This is a genomic window from Streptomyces sp. JLBT605, assembly GCF_058215555.1.
The window spans coordinates 4,827,454-4,843,663 of the sequence record NZ_CM177087.1; the positions used below are offsets into that span (position 1 = coordinate 4,827,454).

17 protein-coding genes are annotated in these 16,210 nt (G+C 71.5%); 11 read left to right on the top strand and 6 right to left on the bottom strand.

Annotation, left to right across the window (positions count from 1 at the left end):
- The first annotated feature begins 18 nt into the window (after positions 1–18).
- The 4 genes from AC4BDD_RS20985 to AC4BDD_RS21000 all read left to right on the top strand — a co-directional run bounded on the left by AC4BDD_RS20985 (position 19) and on the right by AC4BDD_RS21000 (position 2,244).
- Positions 19–867, top strand: a complete 849-nt coding sequence (locus tag AC4BDD_RS20985; protein ID WP_490686994.1) for a helix-turn-helix domain-containing protein — start codon at positions 19–21, stop codon at positions 865–867.
- Positions 868–886: 19 nt separating this feature from the next.
- The gene (locus tag AC4BDD_RS20990) at positions 887–1,492 is read left to right on the top strand and encodes a DUF5753 domain-containing protein (RefSeq protein ID WP_490686995.1); all 606 of its coding nucleotides are present in this window, start codon (positions 887–889) and stop codon (positions 1,490–1,492) included.
- 118 nt (positions 1,493–1,610) lie between these two features.
- The gene (locus AC4BDD_RS20995) at positions 1,611–1,853 is read left to right on the top strand and encodes a DUF397 domain-containing protein (RefSeq protein ID WP_490686996.1); all 243 of its coding nucleotides are present in this window, start codon (positions 1,611–1,613) and stop codon (positions 1,851–1,853) included.
- A gap of 1 nt (position 1,854) precedes the next feature.
- Complete coding sequence (locus AC4BDD_RS21000) at positions 1,855–2,244, top strand: hypothetical protein (RefSeq protein WP_490686997.1); 390 nt, start codon at positions 1,855–1,857, stop codon at positions 2,242–2,244.
- Positions 2,245–2,299: 55 nt separating this feature from the next.
- Here AC4BDD_RS21000 and AC4BDD_RS21005 read toward each other — a convergent pair whose 3' ends face one another.
- Complete coding sequence (locus AC4BDD_RS21005) at positions 2,300–2,488, bottom strand: DUF397 domain-containing protein (protein WP_490686998.1); 189 nt, start codon at positions 2,486–2,488, stop codon at positions 2,300–2,302.
- Positions 2,489–2,491: 3 nt separating this feature from the next.
- The gene (locus tag AC4BDD_RS21010; RefSeq protein WP_490686999.1) at positions 2,492–3,343 is read right to left on the bottom strand and encodes a helix-turn-helix domain-containing protein; all 852 of its coding nucleotides are present in this window, start codon (positions 3,341–3,343) and stop codon (positions 2,492–2,494) included.
- A gap of 190 nt (positions 3,344–3,533) precedes the next feature.
- Between AC4BDD_RS21010 and AC4BDD_RS21015 the strand changes: the two genes are divergently transcribed.
- A complete protein-coding gene (locus AC4BDD_RS21015; RefSeq protein ID WP_490687000.1) occupies positions 3,534–3,947 on the top strand; it encodes an ATP-binding protein in 414 nt (137 codons plus the stop codon).
- Positions 3,948–4,047: 100 nt separating this feature from the next.
- Positions 4,048–4,968 (top strand): hypothetical protein, encoded by a 921-nt coding sequence (locus AC4BDD_RS21020; RefSeq protein ID WP_490691870.1) that lies wholly within the window; start codon positions 4,048–4,050, stop codon positions 4,966–4,968.
- 105 nt (positions 4,969–5,073) lie between these two features.
- Here the strand turns inward: AC4BDD_RS21020 and AC4BDD_RS21025 are convergent, their stop codons facing one another.
- Positions 5,074–6,009, bottom strand: coding sequence for a LysR family transcriptional regulator (locus AC4BDD_RS21025; protein WP_490687001.1), 936 nt, complete (start codon positions 6,007–6,009; stop codon positions 5,074–5,076).
- 92 nt (positions 6,010–6,101) lie between these two features.
- On the opposite strand from AC4BDD_RS21025, the gene AC4BDD_RS21030 reads away from it, so the two are divergent.
- Complete coding sequence (locus AC4BDD_RS21030) at positions 6,102–7,811, top strand: AMP-binding protein (RefSeq protein WP_490687002.1); 1,710 nt, start codon at positions 6,102–6,104, stop codon at positions 7,809–7,811.
- Here the strand turns inward: AC4BDD_RS21030 and AC4BDD_RS21035 are convergent.
- Complete coding sequence (locus AC4BDD_RS21035; RefSeq protein ID WP_490687003.1) at positions 7,795–8,139, bottom strand: cupin domain-containing protein; 345 nt, start codon at positions 8,137–8,139, stop codon at positions 7,795–7,797. The two genes, AC4BDD_RS21030 and AC4BDD_RS21035, sit on opposite strands and share 17 nt — an antisense overlap.
- Positions 8,140–8,271: 132 nt before the next feature.
- On the opposite strand from AC4BDD_RS21035, the gene cutA reads away from it, so the two are divergent.
- Complete coding sequence (cutA, locus tag AC4BDD_RS21040; RefSeq protein ID WP_490687004.1) at positions 8,272–8,595, top strand: divalent-cation tolerance protein CutA; 324 nt, start codon at positions 8,272–8,274, stop codon at positions 8,593–8,595.
- 127 nt (positions 8,596–8,722) lie between these two features.
- Here the strand turns inward: cutA and AC4BDD_RS21045 are convergent, their stop codons facing one another.
- Complete coding sequence (locus tag AC4BDD_RS21045) at positions 8,723–9,304, bottom strand: RICIN domain-containing protein (protein ID WP_490687005.1); 582 nt, start codon at positions 9,302–9,304, stop codon at positions 8,723–8,725.
- A 687-nt stretch (positions 9,305–9,991) separates the two neighbouring features.
- Here AC4BDD_RS21045 and AC4BDD_RS21050 point away from each other — a divergent pair.
- Positions 9,992–11,161 carry a serine hydrolase domain-containing protein gene (locus AC4BDD_RS21050; protein WP_490687006.1) on the top strand — a complete coding sequence of 390 codons (1,170 nt, stop codon included), beginning with the start codon at positions 9,992–9,994 and terminating at the stop codon, positions 11,159–11,161.
- On the opposite strand, the gene AC4BDD_RS21055 is transcribed toward AC4BDD_RS21050, so the two are convergent.
- Complete coding sequence (locus tag AC4BDD_RS21055) at positions 11,156–13,516, bottom strand: molybdopterin oxidoreductase family protein (protein WP_490687007.1); 2,361 nt, start codon at positions 13,514–13,516, stop codon at positions 11,156–11,158. The genes AC4BDD_RS21050 and AC4BDD_RS21055 overlap by 6 nt on opposite strands.
- A 160-nt stretch (positions 13,517–13,676) precedes the next feature.
- Here AC4BDD_RS21055 and AC4BDD_RS21060 point away from each other — a divergent pair, with 160 nt between their 5' ends.
- Together AC4BDD_RS21060 and AC4BDD_RS21065 are read left to right on the top strand one after the other, a co-directional pair.
- Positions 13,677–14,483 (top strand): sirohydrochlorin chelatase, encoded by an 807-nt coding sequence (locus AC4BDD_RS21060; RefSeq protein ID WP_490687008.1) that lies wholly within the window; start codon positions 13,677–13,679, stop codon positions 14,481–14,483.
- 58 nt (positions 14,484–14,541) lie between these two features.
- Positions 14,542–15,921: a deoxyguanosinetriphosphate triphosphohydrolase gene (locus AC4BDD_RS21065; RefSeq protein ID WP_490691871.1), complete on the top strand. Its 1,380-nt coding sequence runs from the start codon at positions 14,542–14,544 to the stop codon at positions 15,919–15,921.
- Positions 15,922–16,210 lie beyond the last annotated feature (289 nt).

The window sequence follows — 16,210 nt, forward strand, 5'->3', positions numbered from 1 at the left end:
ATCCAGCACACTGATGGCGTGAACTCGCCGTCTTCCAGTGTTCAGCAAGCCAAACAGGCCCTCGGCCAGCGCCTTCGGGAGATTCGGAAGAACGCCGGTCTCACCGCTCGGGAGCTGGCCGAGCGTGCCGGTTGGTCCGAGTCGAAGTCATCCCGCATCGAGAACGGCAGAACCGCCCCGTCGGAGGAGGACATCCGTGTATGGGCCCTGCACTGCGGAGCGCGAGATCAGACTGCCGACCTGATCGCTACCGCGCGTGGCGTCGAAGGGATGTACGTCGAGTGGCAGCGCCTGGAAACCGCCGGGCTGGCGAGGGTGCAGGATTCAGTTCTGCCGCTCTACCAGCGGACCCGGAACTTCCGTGTCTATGCATCCTGGTTGATTCCTGGGGTGTTGCAGACCGCTGCCTACACGAGGGCTGTCCTGCAAGCAGTGGCCCGGCGTCGCGGTCTGCCGGACGATGTCGAAGACGCGGTGCTGTCTCGGCTCGGACGCCAGCGGGTCATGCACGAGGGAGATCACCGGTTCGCCATCGTGCTGGAAGAGTCCGTGCTGCGGACGGTAATGGGTGGAAGCGACACGATGGCCGCGCAGTTGGGCCACTTGCTCGTGGTGGCATCCTTCCCCAACGTCAGCCTCGGCATCATCCCCTTCGCCGCCGACCGCACAGCGATGCGGCCCACTGAGGACTTCTGGATCTTCGACTGCGAGCTGGTCAACGTGGAGCTTGTGTCCGCCTTCCTGACCATCACGCAACCCCGCGAGATCACCATGTATGCACAGACATTCCGTGCGCTGAGCAATTTCGCTGTCTACGGCCCCCAAGCCCGGTCGCTCATCACCGCAGCCATCGACGCGCTGGAGTGACCCCACAAAGGAGAGCCTTATGCCCGACGAGACCTACGTACCTTGGAGCGCAGTCACCCAGACTGGCCTCGGCGATCTGCAGCAGTCCGGCGTGCCGCAGTACGAGCGCACGCGCCAGTTCCGCGTCTACGAGCCGGGTGTGGTGCCCGGCCTGTTGCAGACCGAGAGCTACGCCACAGCGCTCATGGGTCTGATCATCCCCTTCTATGGCATGCCCGATGACACCGAGGCGGCCGTCGCCGGGCGCCTCCGGCGACAGCGGGTGCTCCATGAAGGCGAGCATGAGTTCCACATCTTGGTGGAGGAGGCCGTCCTGCGGGCACGTATCGGTGGAGCCAAGACCATGGCTGCCCAACTCGACCACCTGCGGGACGCTACGTCGATGCCCCGGGTGCGGTTCGGCGTCATCCCGATGAGCGCCGACCGTGCCATGTGGCCGACGACAGGTTTCTACCTCTTCGACGAGGCGGAGGCGAAGGTCGAACTCCCCGACTCGGAGGTCACGGTAACCACCACCCGAGAGGTCGAGATCTACGCCCGAACCCATGCGGCACTCTCCGCAATGGCCGTCTACGACGCGCACGCCCGTGCACTCATCGAGGACGCCCGCGCCGCACTCGGATGAACCCGTGCAAGTCCCCGCAAGTCGATAGAAACCGCTCCACCGCTCTCCGTACCTTCCTGCTCAACGCGGCACGGCCACCGCATACGGCCGTGCCGCCCGAGCAGGAAGGGGTCATTCCATGCGTGACATCAACCTCTACGAACTCAGCCTCATCGGAGCTGAGTTCAGCCGCCCCACCGCCTGCGGCGGGAACCCGCCGGACGCGCCCGAGACCTGCGTGACCCTCGCTCCGATCCCCGGCGCGAACGGCGCCTACGCGCTGGGCGACAGCAAGCGGCCCGACGCGGACCCGCTCCGCTTCACCGCCGAGGAGTTGCACGCGGCGGGCATCGACCCGGCCCGGTTCGTCCGTTCCGCGTGACGTGCATTTCCACGCCTACTCCTGGGCCGGTCACAAGCCGGACTTCGACCGGGAGCGCGACCGTCGCCCCGAGGGGCCGGGTTTCGCGACATCCGATCTCCCGCCGCTCCAGGTCGCGCACTGGCTGCGCAAGCCGGCCCGGCTGATCCGGGCGACGCACATGCACCCGAAGGAGGCCGCCGACTGGCTGGCGGAACAGATGGGTGAGCACGTCACACGCGGTTCCCTCCACCCACCACTGGAGACCCAGCTCGCCCTGGCGGTGGACACGCTGGGCTGGGGCGGTGACGTGTCCTGGGGCTGCTACGCGGTGGGCACGCGGTTCGTATCGCTGACCGTGGTGTGCTGCCCCAACCGCGCGGATCCGGCTGTCGCCTGCCCGCTGCGGTAGTTGATCGAAGAGGGAGCCCCTTCGCCATCCCGGCGAAGGGGCTCCCTCTTCGCGTCTACGCGAACCGCCCCGCCGCGACGGCCGCCGTGAAGTCCGCCCACGCGGTGGGCTCGAAGCGGAGCACGGGGCCGTGGGGGTCCTTGGAGTCGCGTACGGCTACGGTGTCGGGCACGTTGGTAGCGACCTCGACGCACTCGCGCTCGCCGTTGCTATAGCTGGACTTGTGGTACTCAAAGTCAGGCATGCCTCACAGTTCCTCGCTGATCCGCTTGATGAACGCGTGTGAATCACCCTCGCTGAGGGCCTGCCTGGCGATTGTCTCGAACAGCTCTACGTGCTGTGCAGCCCCTTCTCCGCCCTCGATCCACAGTCGGGTGAAGGGAACCTCCATGTACACCACGTCCATCGCGCCCGGTTCGGCGAACGACATGATGTTGAAGGCCGAGTCCATTTGAGGGTGAGCCCCAGCGCTGAACGGCCGCACCTGCACAGTGACGTTCGGCCTCGCGGCAACGCCCAGCAGGTGGGTCAACTGTTCCTTCATCACCTCGGCGCCGCCCACGAGGTTCCGCAGCGCCGCCTCGAAGATGACGACCCGCAAGGCAAGGGGCGTGGCCTCGGTGAGACGCCGCTGCCGCGCGAGCCGAGCGGAGACGAACTGTTCGTCGCTGTTCAACGCGCGAATATAGGCGGGGGTCTGGAGCAGCCCCGGTACGTACCCGACCTGCCACATGGTGACGGTGGTCGCCGCGCTCTCCAGGGCTACGTACTCGTGCATGTCGCCGAGCCTGGAGAAGTCGTTCCACCAGCCCTTCGCCTTGCGGCGCTCCCGGTCAACCCGCGCCAATTCCAGCAAGCCGCCCACCCTCGCGGGATCGGTCACACCGTACAGCTCGCACAGCACGCGGATGTCCGGGTCCCGTATGGGTACCCAACCGCGCTCCATCTTGGTGACCTTGGCGGTTGATGCGCTGAGGGCCTTGGCCGCTTGCGGCTGCGTCAGGTTCGCTGCGGTGCGGAGCTTGACCAACTCGCCACCCAGGCGGCGCCCCAAGACCGACGATGTGCTGTTGCCTTGCGTTGCCTGACCGACTGTCACCGCGCGGCTCCTCCTCGCTGTTGCCGCAAGTCTGCTGCGATGGCCGGTCCCACGCAACTCGATCGGTGGATATTTATCGGGAAGAGGTTGAAAGGATCTCCGAGGCAGTCCTACGGTCCGTTGCGAACTGGTCGCGCACCGCAAAACGCGCGACCCACACGGCATCCGCTTGCCTACCTGGAGGTACGCAATGGCCCAGCCTCACGAACCCGCCCCGATCCGCTACCTGGACCGCCTCAACTACACGCCGTTCCCCGGCAGCATCCCGATCGCCCGCAAGCGCACCATGCGTCTCGTCGGGGAATGGGGCCACAAGGAGCTCGCCGGGGACGCGACGCTCGTCCTGGTCGAGCTGCTCACCAACGCGCTGCTGCACGGCTCGTTACACCGAGAGCTCATCCGCGTCGAACTCACCCTCACCGCCCGCGTACTGCGCATCGTCGTCGCCGACCCGCGCGGCGAGCGGGTGCCCAGCCCCCGCATCCCCGCCGCAGACGATCAGTTCGGGCGCGGCTTGCTCATCGTCGACAGCCTCGCCGCCCGCTGGGGCGTGCGGCCGTGCACCGGCGGCAAGGAGGTCTGGGCCGAGCTCGACCTTCCGTAGCCGTTTGCCCGTGTTGGCGCGGAACCACCCGCGCGCCCGTTACGTCCGAGCGGCGCGAGACGTGATCCGCAGCCGCATCAGGGGAGAAGCAGGGGTGGGTATGCGCAAGGGCAGGACGAGCGTGCTGGCGGTCGTGGTCCTCGCGGCATCGGCCGCGGTGGCGGGGTGCGACGACGGGAAGAGTGCCGACGGCCTCGTGATCGAGGGGACGCCGGCGGCCAGGCCGTACCGCGGCGCGCTGCACGTGAAGACCCGCGCGGCTGAGGACGACCGACCGGAGAGCCCGCGCCGCGCGTCGGGGGCCGCGGGGCTGGCGCTGGAGTGCACGGGGGAACTCTACGGCGGCGGGGGCAGCGATTCCTGGAGCGAGGGGGACGGGGGAGGGAGTCCGGAGGAGGGCCTGCGGGCGTATTTCGACATCGAGCAGCCCGAGCTGCCCGAGCGGGGCTGGCGGGTGGAGCGCGAGGAGAAGGCGCGCGTGCTCTACTCCTTCGATGTCGGCGAGAAGACCAAGGCCGCGGTGATCGTCGCCAGGGACCAGCCGGGGAGGCCCGGCTGGGGGCCGGAGACCAGCGCCTGGTGCGACCCGGCGGAGTTCCCGGCGAGCTTCACCGACGACCAGCCGTACGAGATCTGGACGGACGCCGATGGACGCCGGGTGCCCGTCTCCAGGCTGAGCAGCGGTGACGGCCCGGAGCACTGCCAGTGGCAGCGGGCGCACTTCCTGGATGTGAGCGGGCGGCTGCTCCAGGATCTGGGCGTGGACGACAAGCGCAAGGACAAGAGCGGGGACGCCAAGGGCGCGATGTACGCCCGCGACCCGGAGAAGAAACTGTCGCCGTCCATGCTCACCTCCCGCTACCGGCGCGACGCGACCCTGCCCGAGGACGCGAAGGCCACCGGATACCGGCGAGGCGACTGGACGCTGTGGCTGGCCGCGGACGGGTCCACGGCGTACGTCCGCACGGCGGACGGTGTCGAGGCATGGCCGAAGGTCAAGGGCGCCATGGTCTGCAAGTGACACCGGCGGGCGCGCCCGCGGTCACGGGCTCCCGCTTGCGGCAGTGTGGCCAGGGCAGCGCGGTTACGGCACCGCGGTCACGGGGGCGCGGCGACGGCGGCGTGGTCACGGCACCGGGGTCACCGGGGCGCGGTCCGGGGTCGGCGCTCCCGTGCCCGCGGTGCGGAAGCCGTCGATCACGAGGTCGCGGAAGCGCCGGGCGGCCGGGGAGAGATAGGCGTCCTCGCGCCAGACCAGGCTGAGCACCCGGACGCAGTCAGGGGCGTCGAGGGAGAGCCAGGCGACGGGAGCATGGTCGGCGGCGGCCGCGCGGCAGAGCTCGGGCAGCACGCCGACCCCGGTGCCCGCGCTGATCAGGTCCTGTACGGCGCCCAGTTCATCGCCCTCGCAGGCGATGGCGGGGCGCAGCCCGGCGTCGGCGAAGAGCCGGTCCAGCACGGCGCGCTGCCAGTAGCCGGGGCGGGTGGTGACGATCGGCTCACCGGCCAGCTCGCTCACCGAAACCCGGTCGCGCCCGGCCAGCGGATGGCCGACCGGTACGGCGAGCAGCACTTCCTCGCGCAGCAATTCGACCTCCCGGAGCGCGGAACCGGTCGTCACCAGGGGCTGGGAGGCCAGACAGAAATCGACCTCGCGGTCCCGCAGCCGGCGGACCATCGCCTCGCCCGTCGACTGGAAGAGATGCAGGTGGGCGGCGGGGTGGGCGGCTCGGAAGCGGGCGATGACCCCGGTGAGCGGCATCAGGGTCTCCGCGGCGACCGTCACCGTCCCGTGGTCGGCACCGGCCGCGTCGGCGAGCTCGCGGCGCGCGTCGTCGAGTTCGCCCAGCGCCCGGTCCACCCGGCGCAGCAACGCGGCGCCGTAGCGGTTCAGCCGGATCCGGCGGCCGGTGCGGTCGAAGAGCGGAACCCCCAGTTCGGCTTCGAGGCGGGCGATGGTCCGGCTCACCGAGGGCTGGGCGACGCGCAGTTGCTGCGCCGCGCGGCTGATGTGCTCATGGCGTGCGACCGCCTGGAAGTAGCGCAGTGCCAGCAGATCCATCGCCCGCCCCCTCCGTTGATAACGCCACGAGCATGATTTCATGGCTGAATTGGTCGTGGAAGGCATCAAAAATCCGGCCTAGCGTCGACTCCATGGCAGATCAATTGATCACACAACAACCCAGCGCAGAGCGGCCGTTCGTGTCGTATGTGCAGCTCATCCTCGACCGGCTCGCCGGTGATCCCGGCCACACGGTGCTGATCGCCGCCGACGGCGGACGGATATCCGCGGGCGCCCTCCACGAGAGCGTCCACGGCATGGCCGCCGAGCTGGCCGACCGGGGCATCCGGCGCGGCAGCAGCGTCGCCATCCTGGCCGGCAACCGGCCGGAGGCGCTGAGCGCGCGGTACGCCGCGAATCTGCTGGGCGCGCGGGTGATCTCCCTCTACGAGGGGATGGCCGCGGAGACGCTGGCGGTCATCGTGGCCAGTGTGGAGACCGAACTGCTGCTGGTGGAGCCGGAGGCGGTCACGACCGCCGAGGCGCTGCTGGCCCATCTGCGCGCCGGCGGCGGCTCTCCCAGGACGCCGCTCCACGCGGACGTCCCGCCCGGAACGCCGCCATCGGCGGGTGGGGAGCCCGGCGGCCGGGTGGCCGAGCCGGTGGTGCTCTCCTTCGGGCCGAGCCCGCTCGCCGAGGACTTCACCGCGTACGCGGCCCGGCACCGGGGGCGGCGGATGGCGAGCGTCGCCCAGCCCGAGGACGACTGGTGCATCCGCTTCACCGGCGGCACCACCGGGATACCGAAGGGCGTCCGGATGGCCCACGGCGCGTACGTGCGGATGCTCCAGGCCCGCGCCGCGCTCCCGGGCACCACCGCCACCGCAACCGCCTCCGACTCCGCCACGGCCGCGCCCTGCTACCTGGCCTGCACCCCGCTCGCCCACCTGGCCGGCCTCGTCGCCGACACCGCGCTGCTCGCCGGCGGCCGGGTGGTGCTGCAACGGGGTTTCGACCCCCACGAGGTGCTCGCCGCGGTCGAACGCGAGCGGATCAACCATCTGTGGCTGCTGCCGCCGCTGCTGTACCAGCTGCTCGACGCGATCGAGAGTCCCCGGGGCGGGAAGGTGCCCGACACCTCCTCCCTCCGCCGGATCAACTACGGCGGCTGCCCCGCCTCACCCGCCCGGCTGCGCCAGGCCGCCCAGCTGCTCGGGCCCGTCCTGCACGGCACCTACGGTCAGACGGAAGCCGGGTGGATCTCCGAGGTGGGGCCGCGGGAACACGCCGTGACCGGGCACGGTGGCCAGATCACCGTCGGGCGCCCGGCGCCCGGAGTGGAGGTCGCGATCCGCGACGAGCACGGCACCCTGCTGCCGCCGGGAGAGGTGGGCGAGATCCAGGTGCGCTCCCGGATGCTGATGAGCGGCTACTGGAAGCAGCCGGACCGCACCGCCGAGGTGATACGGGACGGCTGGGCCCACACCGGCGACGCGGGCTATCTGGACGAGGACGGCTACCTCTTCATCGTCGACCGGCTCAAGGACATGATCATCGTGGTCGGCGGTCATGTGTACCCGGCGGAGCTGGAGGAGCTGCTGCTCACCCACCCGGCCGTGGCGCACTGCGCGGTCTTCGGGGTGCGCCGCGCGGACGCGACCGAGGAGGTGCACGCCGCGATCGTCCCGGGGGCCGCGCGCGTGCCGGACCTCGCCGAGATCAGGGAGTTCGTCACCGAGCACATGGGCCGGATGTACGCCCCCGCCGCGCTGCACGTCCTCGACCACATCCCGCTGACCGCGGTCGGCAAACCCGACCGCAAGCGGCTCGGCGCCGGCGCCGAGCTCACTCACTCGGCGTAGGGCACCCCGTCGTCGCCGTCACCGCCGTCAGCAGCACCACCGAGTCCTGCATCGCCCGCAGCCCGTGCCGCACCGGCGGTATGACCTGCACCTGGCCCGCGATCAGGTCCAGATCGCCCTCGGTCGCGGTCAGCCGCACATGGCCGTGCAGCACCTGGAGGCTGGCGGCCGGAGGCGCGTCGTGCTCGCCGAGCTCGGTACCGGAGGTCAGCGCGATCACGCTCTGCCGCAGCGGGCCGCTGTGCAGGAACAGGTGCGCGCTGCGGCCGTGCGGATCGGTGTGGGCCTGGTCAAGGTGTTGGCGTGCGAGCGCGGTGAGGTCGTCCATGGGCTTGCCTCGATTCAGCGGTACGTCTCAATCGTCACCGGCTAGCGTGGAGCCCGCCAGTCGCGCGGCGGCACCGGCGGGCGGAGCAGTCGTCCGCCCGCGCGGGGAGAGAGGCAGGGAGAGGGCAGCACCATGGCGGATTTCCTGACCGTACTGACCACCACCGACACCCCCGAGAAGGCGGAGGCGCTGGCGCGCGGCGCGGTGGAGGCCCGGGTCGCGGCCTGCGCGCAGATCAGCCAGCCGGTGACCTCGGTCTACCGGTGGCAGGGGGTGGTCGAGGCGGAAGCCGAGTGGCAGGTGCTGTTCAAGACGACCGCCGCCAGGTACGCGGAGCTGGAGGCGCACATCCGGCAGGCGCACGACTACGAGAACCCGGAGATCATCGCCACCGCGGTGACCCATGGCAGTGACGCCTATCTGGCCTGGGTGGTCGAGGAGACCACGATCCGTTAGTCGGCCGCGGCGGACGGGCCGTGGTGGGCGCGCCGCGGTGGACGGGGCGCGGCGGACGGGCCGTGGTGGACGGGCCGTGGCGGACGGCTGCTGCGGCCGGGGGAGCGGCCGCAGCAGCCTGCCTTTCTCAGTGGCCGGCCGTGCCCTGAGTGTTCGAGGACCTGCGCGTGTTGCACTTGGGGTCCTTCTGCCCGCCTTCGGTGTTGAACGTCACGCCGTGGATGTGGCCGGAGACGTCGCCCTCGTCATCCGGAAGGCCGCGGAAGCAGCCGCTGTTCTTCAGATCCTTGTTCTCCGTCCCCAGGAGATGGTCCGGGGTGGAGAACGGGCGGATGTTGTAGGTGCCCTCGCTCGTCGGGTCCAGGAACCACCGCTGGGCGAATGCCTCGGGGCTGTTCTCGTCGCCCGGGCGCGGGTCCTGGAAGAGGACGCCGCCCCTGGGATTCTTGGGGTCGATCGCCATGGCCTTGCCGTCGAAGGCGTTGGTGAACCGGTACAGGGCGTTGCCCTCATCGGTCACGGCGTCGCAGTGGACCTGCCACAGGTGCGGCTTCCGGTCGGCCACCGGGATATCCCGGATGGGCGTGGGAACCAGCTGAAGGTCAATGGCCTTCATGAGGTGGCCGCCCGTCAGCTTGTGGTTGATGATGACGTTCGCCCTTTTCCCGGCGATAGACTGCGCGATGGCATCCAGGGGGTTGTGGTACACGAACCTTCCTTTCTCTGCCGCTTGGGCATGGATTCCGGTGGCGAGTGGTGGCAGAGCCAAGAGGAGGGAAGTCTCATCTCATCTTGGGCTCTGCAATTGATATCCCCGGATATTCATCGGGAAATCGCCAGAGCCGCCAGAGTGAGGTAGTGCGCACAGCGCTTATTCCTATGTAATGAAGACTACGAGCCTTTGCGTGTGCATCCATGTCAAGGGATGGATGCCGGGGTGCGGGAGTCGGCTTGCTGCCCTGACCTGGGACTCTTTGATTCGCGGGCTTGGCGTGCCCGCCTCCTATATGCAGACGGGATCCTGAAAAGGGTCGGGTGGCCGGTTTTTTGGCGGCCTGTGGCGAGCCGAGTTAAGAGGGCCGGGAGAATCGTTTTCCTGGTGGTCGATCAGCCGCTTTCGAGCGCCTTTTCCGAAGGGTTGGGCGAAATGGCAATGCGGCCATTTCTGGCTATTTCAATGAATGTCCGGGAAACGTCGGCGAAGGGTGACTTGGATGTCAGGCCACCATGAAGTCGGTGGAGACGTAAAGTAATTGACGGTCCATCAGTTCCGGTTTCCGGTGTCGCGAGCCGAGTCGGATGTGTCAACCTTCTTCGCGATCACGGCGTACCGCCCCCGCACGCAAGGGAGTTGGACGAGTGAGACGGCACCATCGGTGAGAGAAGGTTGACGCACATGGAGATACGCGCGATAGGGGTAACCCGCGCCGCCCTGGTGGGCGTGACGGCAGCCGCGGCGCTGGGGGCGGCCGTGCTGACCGCGCCCGCCGCCGGTGCGGCGGAGGCGAGCGACACCGGGCACCAAGCCACCCAGGCCGCCATGGACACGGCCGTCAAGCAGGGCGTACCCGGTGTGGTGGGCCAGGCCCGGGACGAGGACGGGGTCTGGAACGGCCATTCCGGGGTGGCCGACCTCACCACGCGGCGCGAGCGTGGAATGCACGACCGGTTCAGAGCGGGCAGCATCACCAAGACGTTCGTGGCGACCGTGCTGCTCCAGCTCCAGGCGGAGGGGAAGGTCGACCTCGACGCGACGGTCGACAGCTATCTGCCGGGCCTGGTCGACGGGAACGGCCACGACGGCAGCAAGATCACCGTGCGCCAGCTGATGAACCACACCAGCGGGATCTTCAACTTCACCGAAGACGCGGCGTTCAAGAAGACGGTCATGGGCATCGACTTCCTGGAGCACCGCTACGACACCTGGACGCCCCAGCAGGTCATCGCCGCCGCCCTGAAGAACCGCCCCTACTTCGAGCCCGGCACCTCCTGGCACTACTCCAACACCAACTACCTCATCGCCGGGCTGATCGTCGAGAAGGTGACCGGCCACCCGTACGCCGCGGAGGTCGAGCGGCGCATCCTGGGGCCGCTGAAGCTGCGGGCCACCAGCTTCCCGGGCACCCGGTCCGACGTCCCCGGGCCCAGCGGCCGGGCGTACTCCACCTTCGAGGAGGACCCGGGGAAGACCTACGACGTCACCGAACTCAACCCGTCCTGGGCCTGGGCGGCGGGCGAGCTGATCACCAACTCCTCCGACCTGGACCGCTTCTACACCGCCCTGCTCCGCGGCAGGCTGCTGCGGCCCGCGCAGCTCGACCAGATGATGACCACCGTCTCCACCGAGGGCGGGCTGCCGCGCCAGCGCTACGGGCTGGGCCTGATCGAGTACGAGACGACCTGCGGAGTGAAGGTGTGGGGCCACTCCGGCGGCATCCACGGCTCCACCTCGCAGGCGTTCAGCACCAAGGACGGGCGCCACTCGGTGGCGCTGAACTTCAACGGCGACTGGACCGGCGGTGGCAAGGCCGTGGTCTCGGCCGAGTTCTGCGGCCCGCAGTCATGAGCCGGCGGCCAGCTCCAGCCGGACCGCGCACACCTTGAACTCCGGCATCCGCGAGGTGGGGTCCAGGGCCGGGTTGGTGACGCTGTTCGCCCGGCCCTCACCCGCCCAGTGGAAGGGCATGAACACCGTGTCCGGGCGGATGTCCCGGCTGATCCGCGCCGGGGCGACCGCCCGGCCCCGGCGCGAGACCACCGCGATCGGATCGCCCTCGGCCGCACCCAGCTTCCCGGCCAGCTGGGGGTGGAGCTGCACGAACGGGCCCGGGGCGGCGGCGTTCAGCTCGGCGACGCGGCGGGTCTGCGCCCCGGACTGGTACTGGGACAACACCCGCCCGGTGGTGAGCAGCACCGGATAGTCGGCGTCCGGCTCCTCGGCGGAGGGGCGGTGGCTGACGGGCACGAAGCGAGCCCGCCCGTCCTTCGTCGCGAACCGGTCCAGGAAGAGGCGGGGGGTGCCGGGGTGGGCAGCCCCGACCGTCTCGGATGCCCCGGCCGCACCGGCCACCTCGGCTGTGCCGGCCACCTCGGGTGCCCCGGCCGCGCCGGCCCGCGCGCCCGGCTGCGGCCCGGCCTCCGGCGCCGGGCCGGGGGCCGGGACCGTACGCGTGCCGGTGTCCGGGCCCGAGTCCGGGCCGGTGTCCGGGCCCGAGTCCGGGCCGGTGTCGGGGCAGGGCCAGAAGACCCCGTCCTCGGCGACGATCCGCTGGTAGGTGATCCCGGAGTAGTCGGCGGGGCCGCCGGCCGTGGCCCGGCGCAGCTCGTCGAAGACCTCCTCCGGGTCGGTGGGGAATCCCTTCTCCACCCCGAGCCGGGCGGCGAGCCCGTTCAGCACCTCCAGATCCGTGCGGACACCCGGCGGCGGCGCCAGCGCGGCGCGGCGCAGCAGGACCCGGCCCTCCAGATTGGTCACCGTCCCGGTCTCCTCAGCCCACTGGGCCACCGGCAGCACCACGTCCGCCAGCTCCGCGGTCTCCGAGAGCACCACGTCCGCGACCGCCAGGAAGTCCAGCGACCTCATCCGCTCCTCCACATGGGCCGCCCGCGGGGCCGAGACCAGCGGGTTGGAACCCATCAGCAGCAGCGACCGGATGCCGCCGTCGCGGGCCTCGCCGCCGAGCGCGTCCAGCAGCTCGTACGCGCTGCGCCCGGGCCCGGGCAGCGAGTCCGGGTCGACCTCCCACACCCCGGCGACATGCGCGCGGGCCGCCGGGTCGGTCAGCTTGCGGTAGCCGGGCAGCTGGTCGGCCTTCTGCCCGTGCTCGCGGCCGCCCTGGCCGTTGCCCTGGCCGGTCAGACAGCCGTACCCGGACAGCGGGCGGCCGGCCCGGCCGGTCGCCAGGCAGAGGTTGATCCAGGCGCCCACCGTGTCCGTGCCCTTGGACTGCTGCTCGGGGCCGCGCGCCGTCAGCACCATCGACGACTCGGCGTCGCAGAACATCCGCACCGCGGCGCGGAGTTCGGGCACCGAGACGCCGGTGATCCGCTCGACCAGCTCGGGCCAGTGCGCCATCGCCGCCGCCCGCGCCTCGGGCCAGCCGGCCGTCCGCTCCGTGATGAACTCCTCGTCCACCCGGCCCTCGGCGACCACCAGGTGCAGCAGGCCCAGCGCGAGCGCGAGATCGGTGCCGGGCCGGGGCGCCAGGTGCAGATCGGCCTGCTCGGCGGTGCGGGTGCGCCGCGGGTCGACCACGATCAGCTTGCCGCCGCGCTCCTTGAGCTCCAGGAAGTAGCGGAGCGCCGGCGGCATGGTCTCGCCCAGGTTGGAGCCGACCAGGATCACGCAGCCGGTGCGGGAGACGTCCTCCAGCGGGAACGGCAGACCCCGGTCAAGACCGAACGCACGCTGGTGCGCGGCCGCTGCCGAGGACATGCAGAACCGGCCGTTGTAGTCGATCTGGGAGGTGCCCAGCACCACCCGCGCGAACTTGCCCAGCGCGTACGCCTTCTCGTTGGTCAGCCCGCCGCCGCCGAAGACCCCGACCGCGTCCGGGCCGTGCCAGGCGCGGGTGCGCACCAGCTCCCGCGCGATGGTGTCCAGGGCCTCCTCCCAGGTGGCCGGTTCGAGTCCGCCGGGGCCAGGGCGTCGTCTTACCAGCGGCTCGGTCAGGCGCACCTGGGAGGAGAGCACGGCGGGCGCGGTGCGGCCCTTGCCGCACAGCGCGCCACGGTTCACCGGGAACGAGGGCCGCTCCACGACCTCCACCACGGGGTCCACCGCCGGGTCCGGCGCCGGGCCGGCCGCCTCGTTCGCTGCCGGGCCCGCCGCGCCCCCGGTACCGTCCGGTCGGCCGGTGCGCAGCGACATCCCGCACTGCAGCGAGCAGTACGGGCAGTGGGTGTCGGTGACCTCGCTCATGCCCGGCAGCGTGCTACACCCGTGTTACGCCCCCCGCCCTCGCGCGTTACATGCCCGGTAAAGGCACCTCAGCGCGCGCCGCCCGGGGCCGTGAAGTCGGTGAAACCACCCGTGACCGCGACGCAACGGCAGGGCAACACGCCGCTGCCAGGCTCCTGCCATGGCAGTCACCAGCCACCGGCTCGGCAACCTCACCCCACGCGGCACCCGGCGTTGGCCCACGCTCGTCGCCGTCGCGCACGGCAGCCGCGACCCGCGCGCCCTGCGCACCGTGAACGCGCTGCTGGACCGGGTCCGGGCGCTCCACCCCGGCCTCGCCGTCCGACTCGGCAACATCGAGATCGACCGGCCGCTCCTTCCCGACACGCTCGCCACCTTGCGCGGCGACGCGGTGCTGGTGCCGCTGCTGCTGTCCCGCGGCTACCACGTCAAACACGACCTGCCGCGCGCCGCGGCCCAGGCCGTCGAAGCCGCGGCCGGCCGGCTGACGGTCCGGATCGCCGCGCCGCTCGGCCCGCACCCGCTGCTCGCCGAGGCCCTGCACGACCGGCTCACCCAGGCCGGGTGGCAAGCCCCCGACCGGCCCGGGGCGGCGGTGGTGCTGGCCGCCGCAGGATCCCGCGATCCGGATTCCGTCGTCGACACCGGCCGGACCGCCGCCCTGCTGGGCGCCCGGCTCGGCGGGGTGCCGGTGCTGCCCGGCTACGCCTCCGCCACCGGCCCCAGGGCGCCCACGGTCGCCGAGGCGGTGCGGGCGCTGGCCGCCCGCGGCCATGCCCGGGTGGCCGTGGCCTCCTGCTTCGCGGCACCCGGCCGCTTCGCGAGCCAGTGCGCGGCCGCCGCCCCCGCCATCGCCGCCGACCCACTGGGCGACCATCCGGCCATGGCCCGTCTGGTGCTCCACCGCTACCAGGAGGCGCTGACCACGGCCCCCGTGGAGCCCAGCGCGGTCGCCGTCGGAGTGTGAATCCCGCTCCGCTGTCACTGCGGGCGGCTACGGTCGGTGTATGAACGGGACACCGCCGATGAACGGGACACCACCGACCACAGCAGACCCGGCCGCCGGCCCCACCGCGTCGCCCGGAGCGCTTCCGGCGCACCTCGCGGAGCGCACCCCGGCAGACTCCGGCGTGCCCGGCTATCACGACGCGGACCTGGAGCGATGGGCTCCCGAGCCGGACAAGCGACCGGGCCGCACCGGCTTCCAGCGGGACCGGGCGCGGGTGCTGCACTCCGCCGCGCTGCGCCGGCTGGCCGGCAAGACCCAGGTGGTCACCCCCGGCACCACCGGCGTCTCCACCTGGGACGCCGCCCCCCGCACCCGGCTGACCCACTCCCTGGAGTGCGCCCAGGTGGGCCGGGAGCTCGGCGACGCCCTCGGCTGCGACCCCGACCTGGTCGAGGTGGCCTGCCTCGCCCACGACCTGGGCCATCCGCCGTTCGGGCACAACGGTGAGCAGGCGCTGGACGAGGTCGCGGCCGGCTGCGGCGGCTTCGAGGGCAACGCCCAGTCGCTGCGCCTCCTCGCCCGGCTGGAGCCGAAACGGTTCATCACCGATCCGGAGACCGGCGAACCCGCCAGCGTCGGCGTCAACCTCACCCGCGCAGCCCTCGACGCCGCCACCAAATACCCGTGGCCGCGTGGCGGGCACCCCACCGACCCGGCGTCCCGGAAGTTCGGTGTGTACGAGGACGACCTGCCGGTCTTCGCCTGGTTCCGGGAAGGCGCCCCGGGCCACCGCACCTGCTTCGAGGCGCAGATCATGGACTGGTCCGACGACGTCGCGTACTCGGTGCACGACGTCGAGGACGGCCTGCACGCCGGCCACCTCGACCCCGCCTGCCTGCTCGCCGAACCCGAGCGGCGCGAGGTCTTCGCCGTCGCCGCCGACCGGTACGCCCCGGGCGCGGCCCCCGACGAACTCGCCGAAGCGCTGGACCGGCTCCTGGACCAGGAGTGGTGGCCGCACGGCTACGACGGAACCGCCGTCGCCCAGGCCCGGCTCAAGGACGCCACCAGCCAGCTCATCGGCCGCTTCTGCCTGGCCGCCGAAGGCGCCACCCGCGCCGCCTACGGATCCGGCCGGCTCACCCGCTACCGCGCCGAACTGGTGGTGCCGCGCGCCACCCGTCTGGAATGCGCCGTCCTCAAGGCCGTGGCCGACCGCTATGTCATGCAGCGCGAGGACCAGGAGCTGATCCGTGCCGAGCAGCGGATCATCATCGCCGAGCTGGGCGAGGCGCTGACCGCCCGCGCGCCGGACGGCCTGGCCCCGCAGTTCCGGACGCTGTTCGCCCGGGCCGCCGACGACGCGGCCCGGCTGCGGGTCGTCGTCGACCAGATCGCCGCCCTCACCGACGCCTCCGCCCGCACCCTGCACGCCCGCCTCACCGGTCCCCGCTGACCCAGCTCACCGGCCCCGGCTGACCCGGCGGCAGCGCCGGCACACTCGGCGGCAGCGCCCGGCCCGGCGCCCGTCAGCCCGCCAGAGCCGAACACCGCCCGAGTCGCTGGCCGGCCCGCCTGCGGCTGCCCGCCCCCGCCGCCTGGCCGCTGCCTGGGCCGCTCGGCCTGGGCCGTCGCCTGGGCCGCTGCCTGGGGCGGACGCCGGACCGGTGGGCTTCGCGCGGGGCACGGCCCGGCTGGCCCGTCCGGCGTACTGCCTCTTCCCGCGAACCGCTCGGTGCGGGACG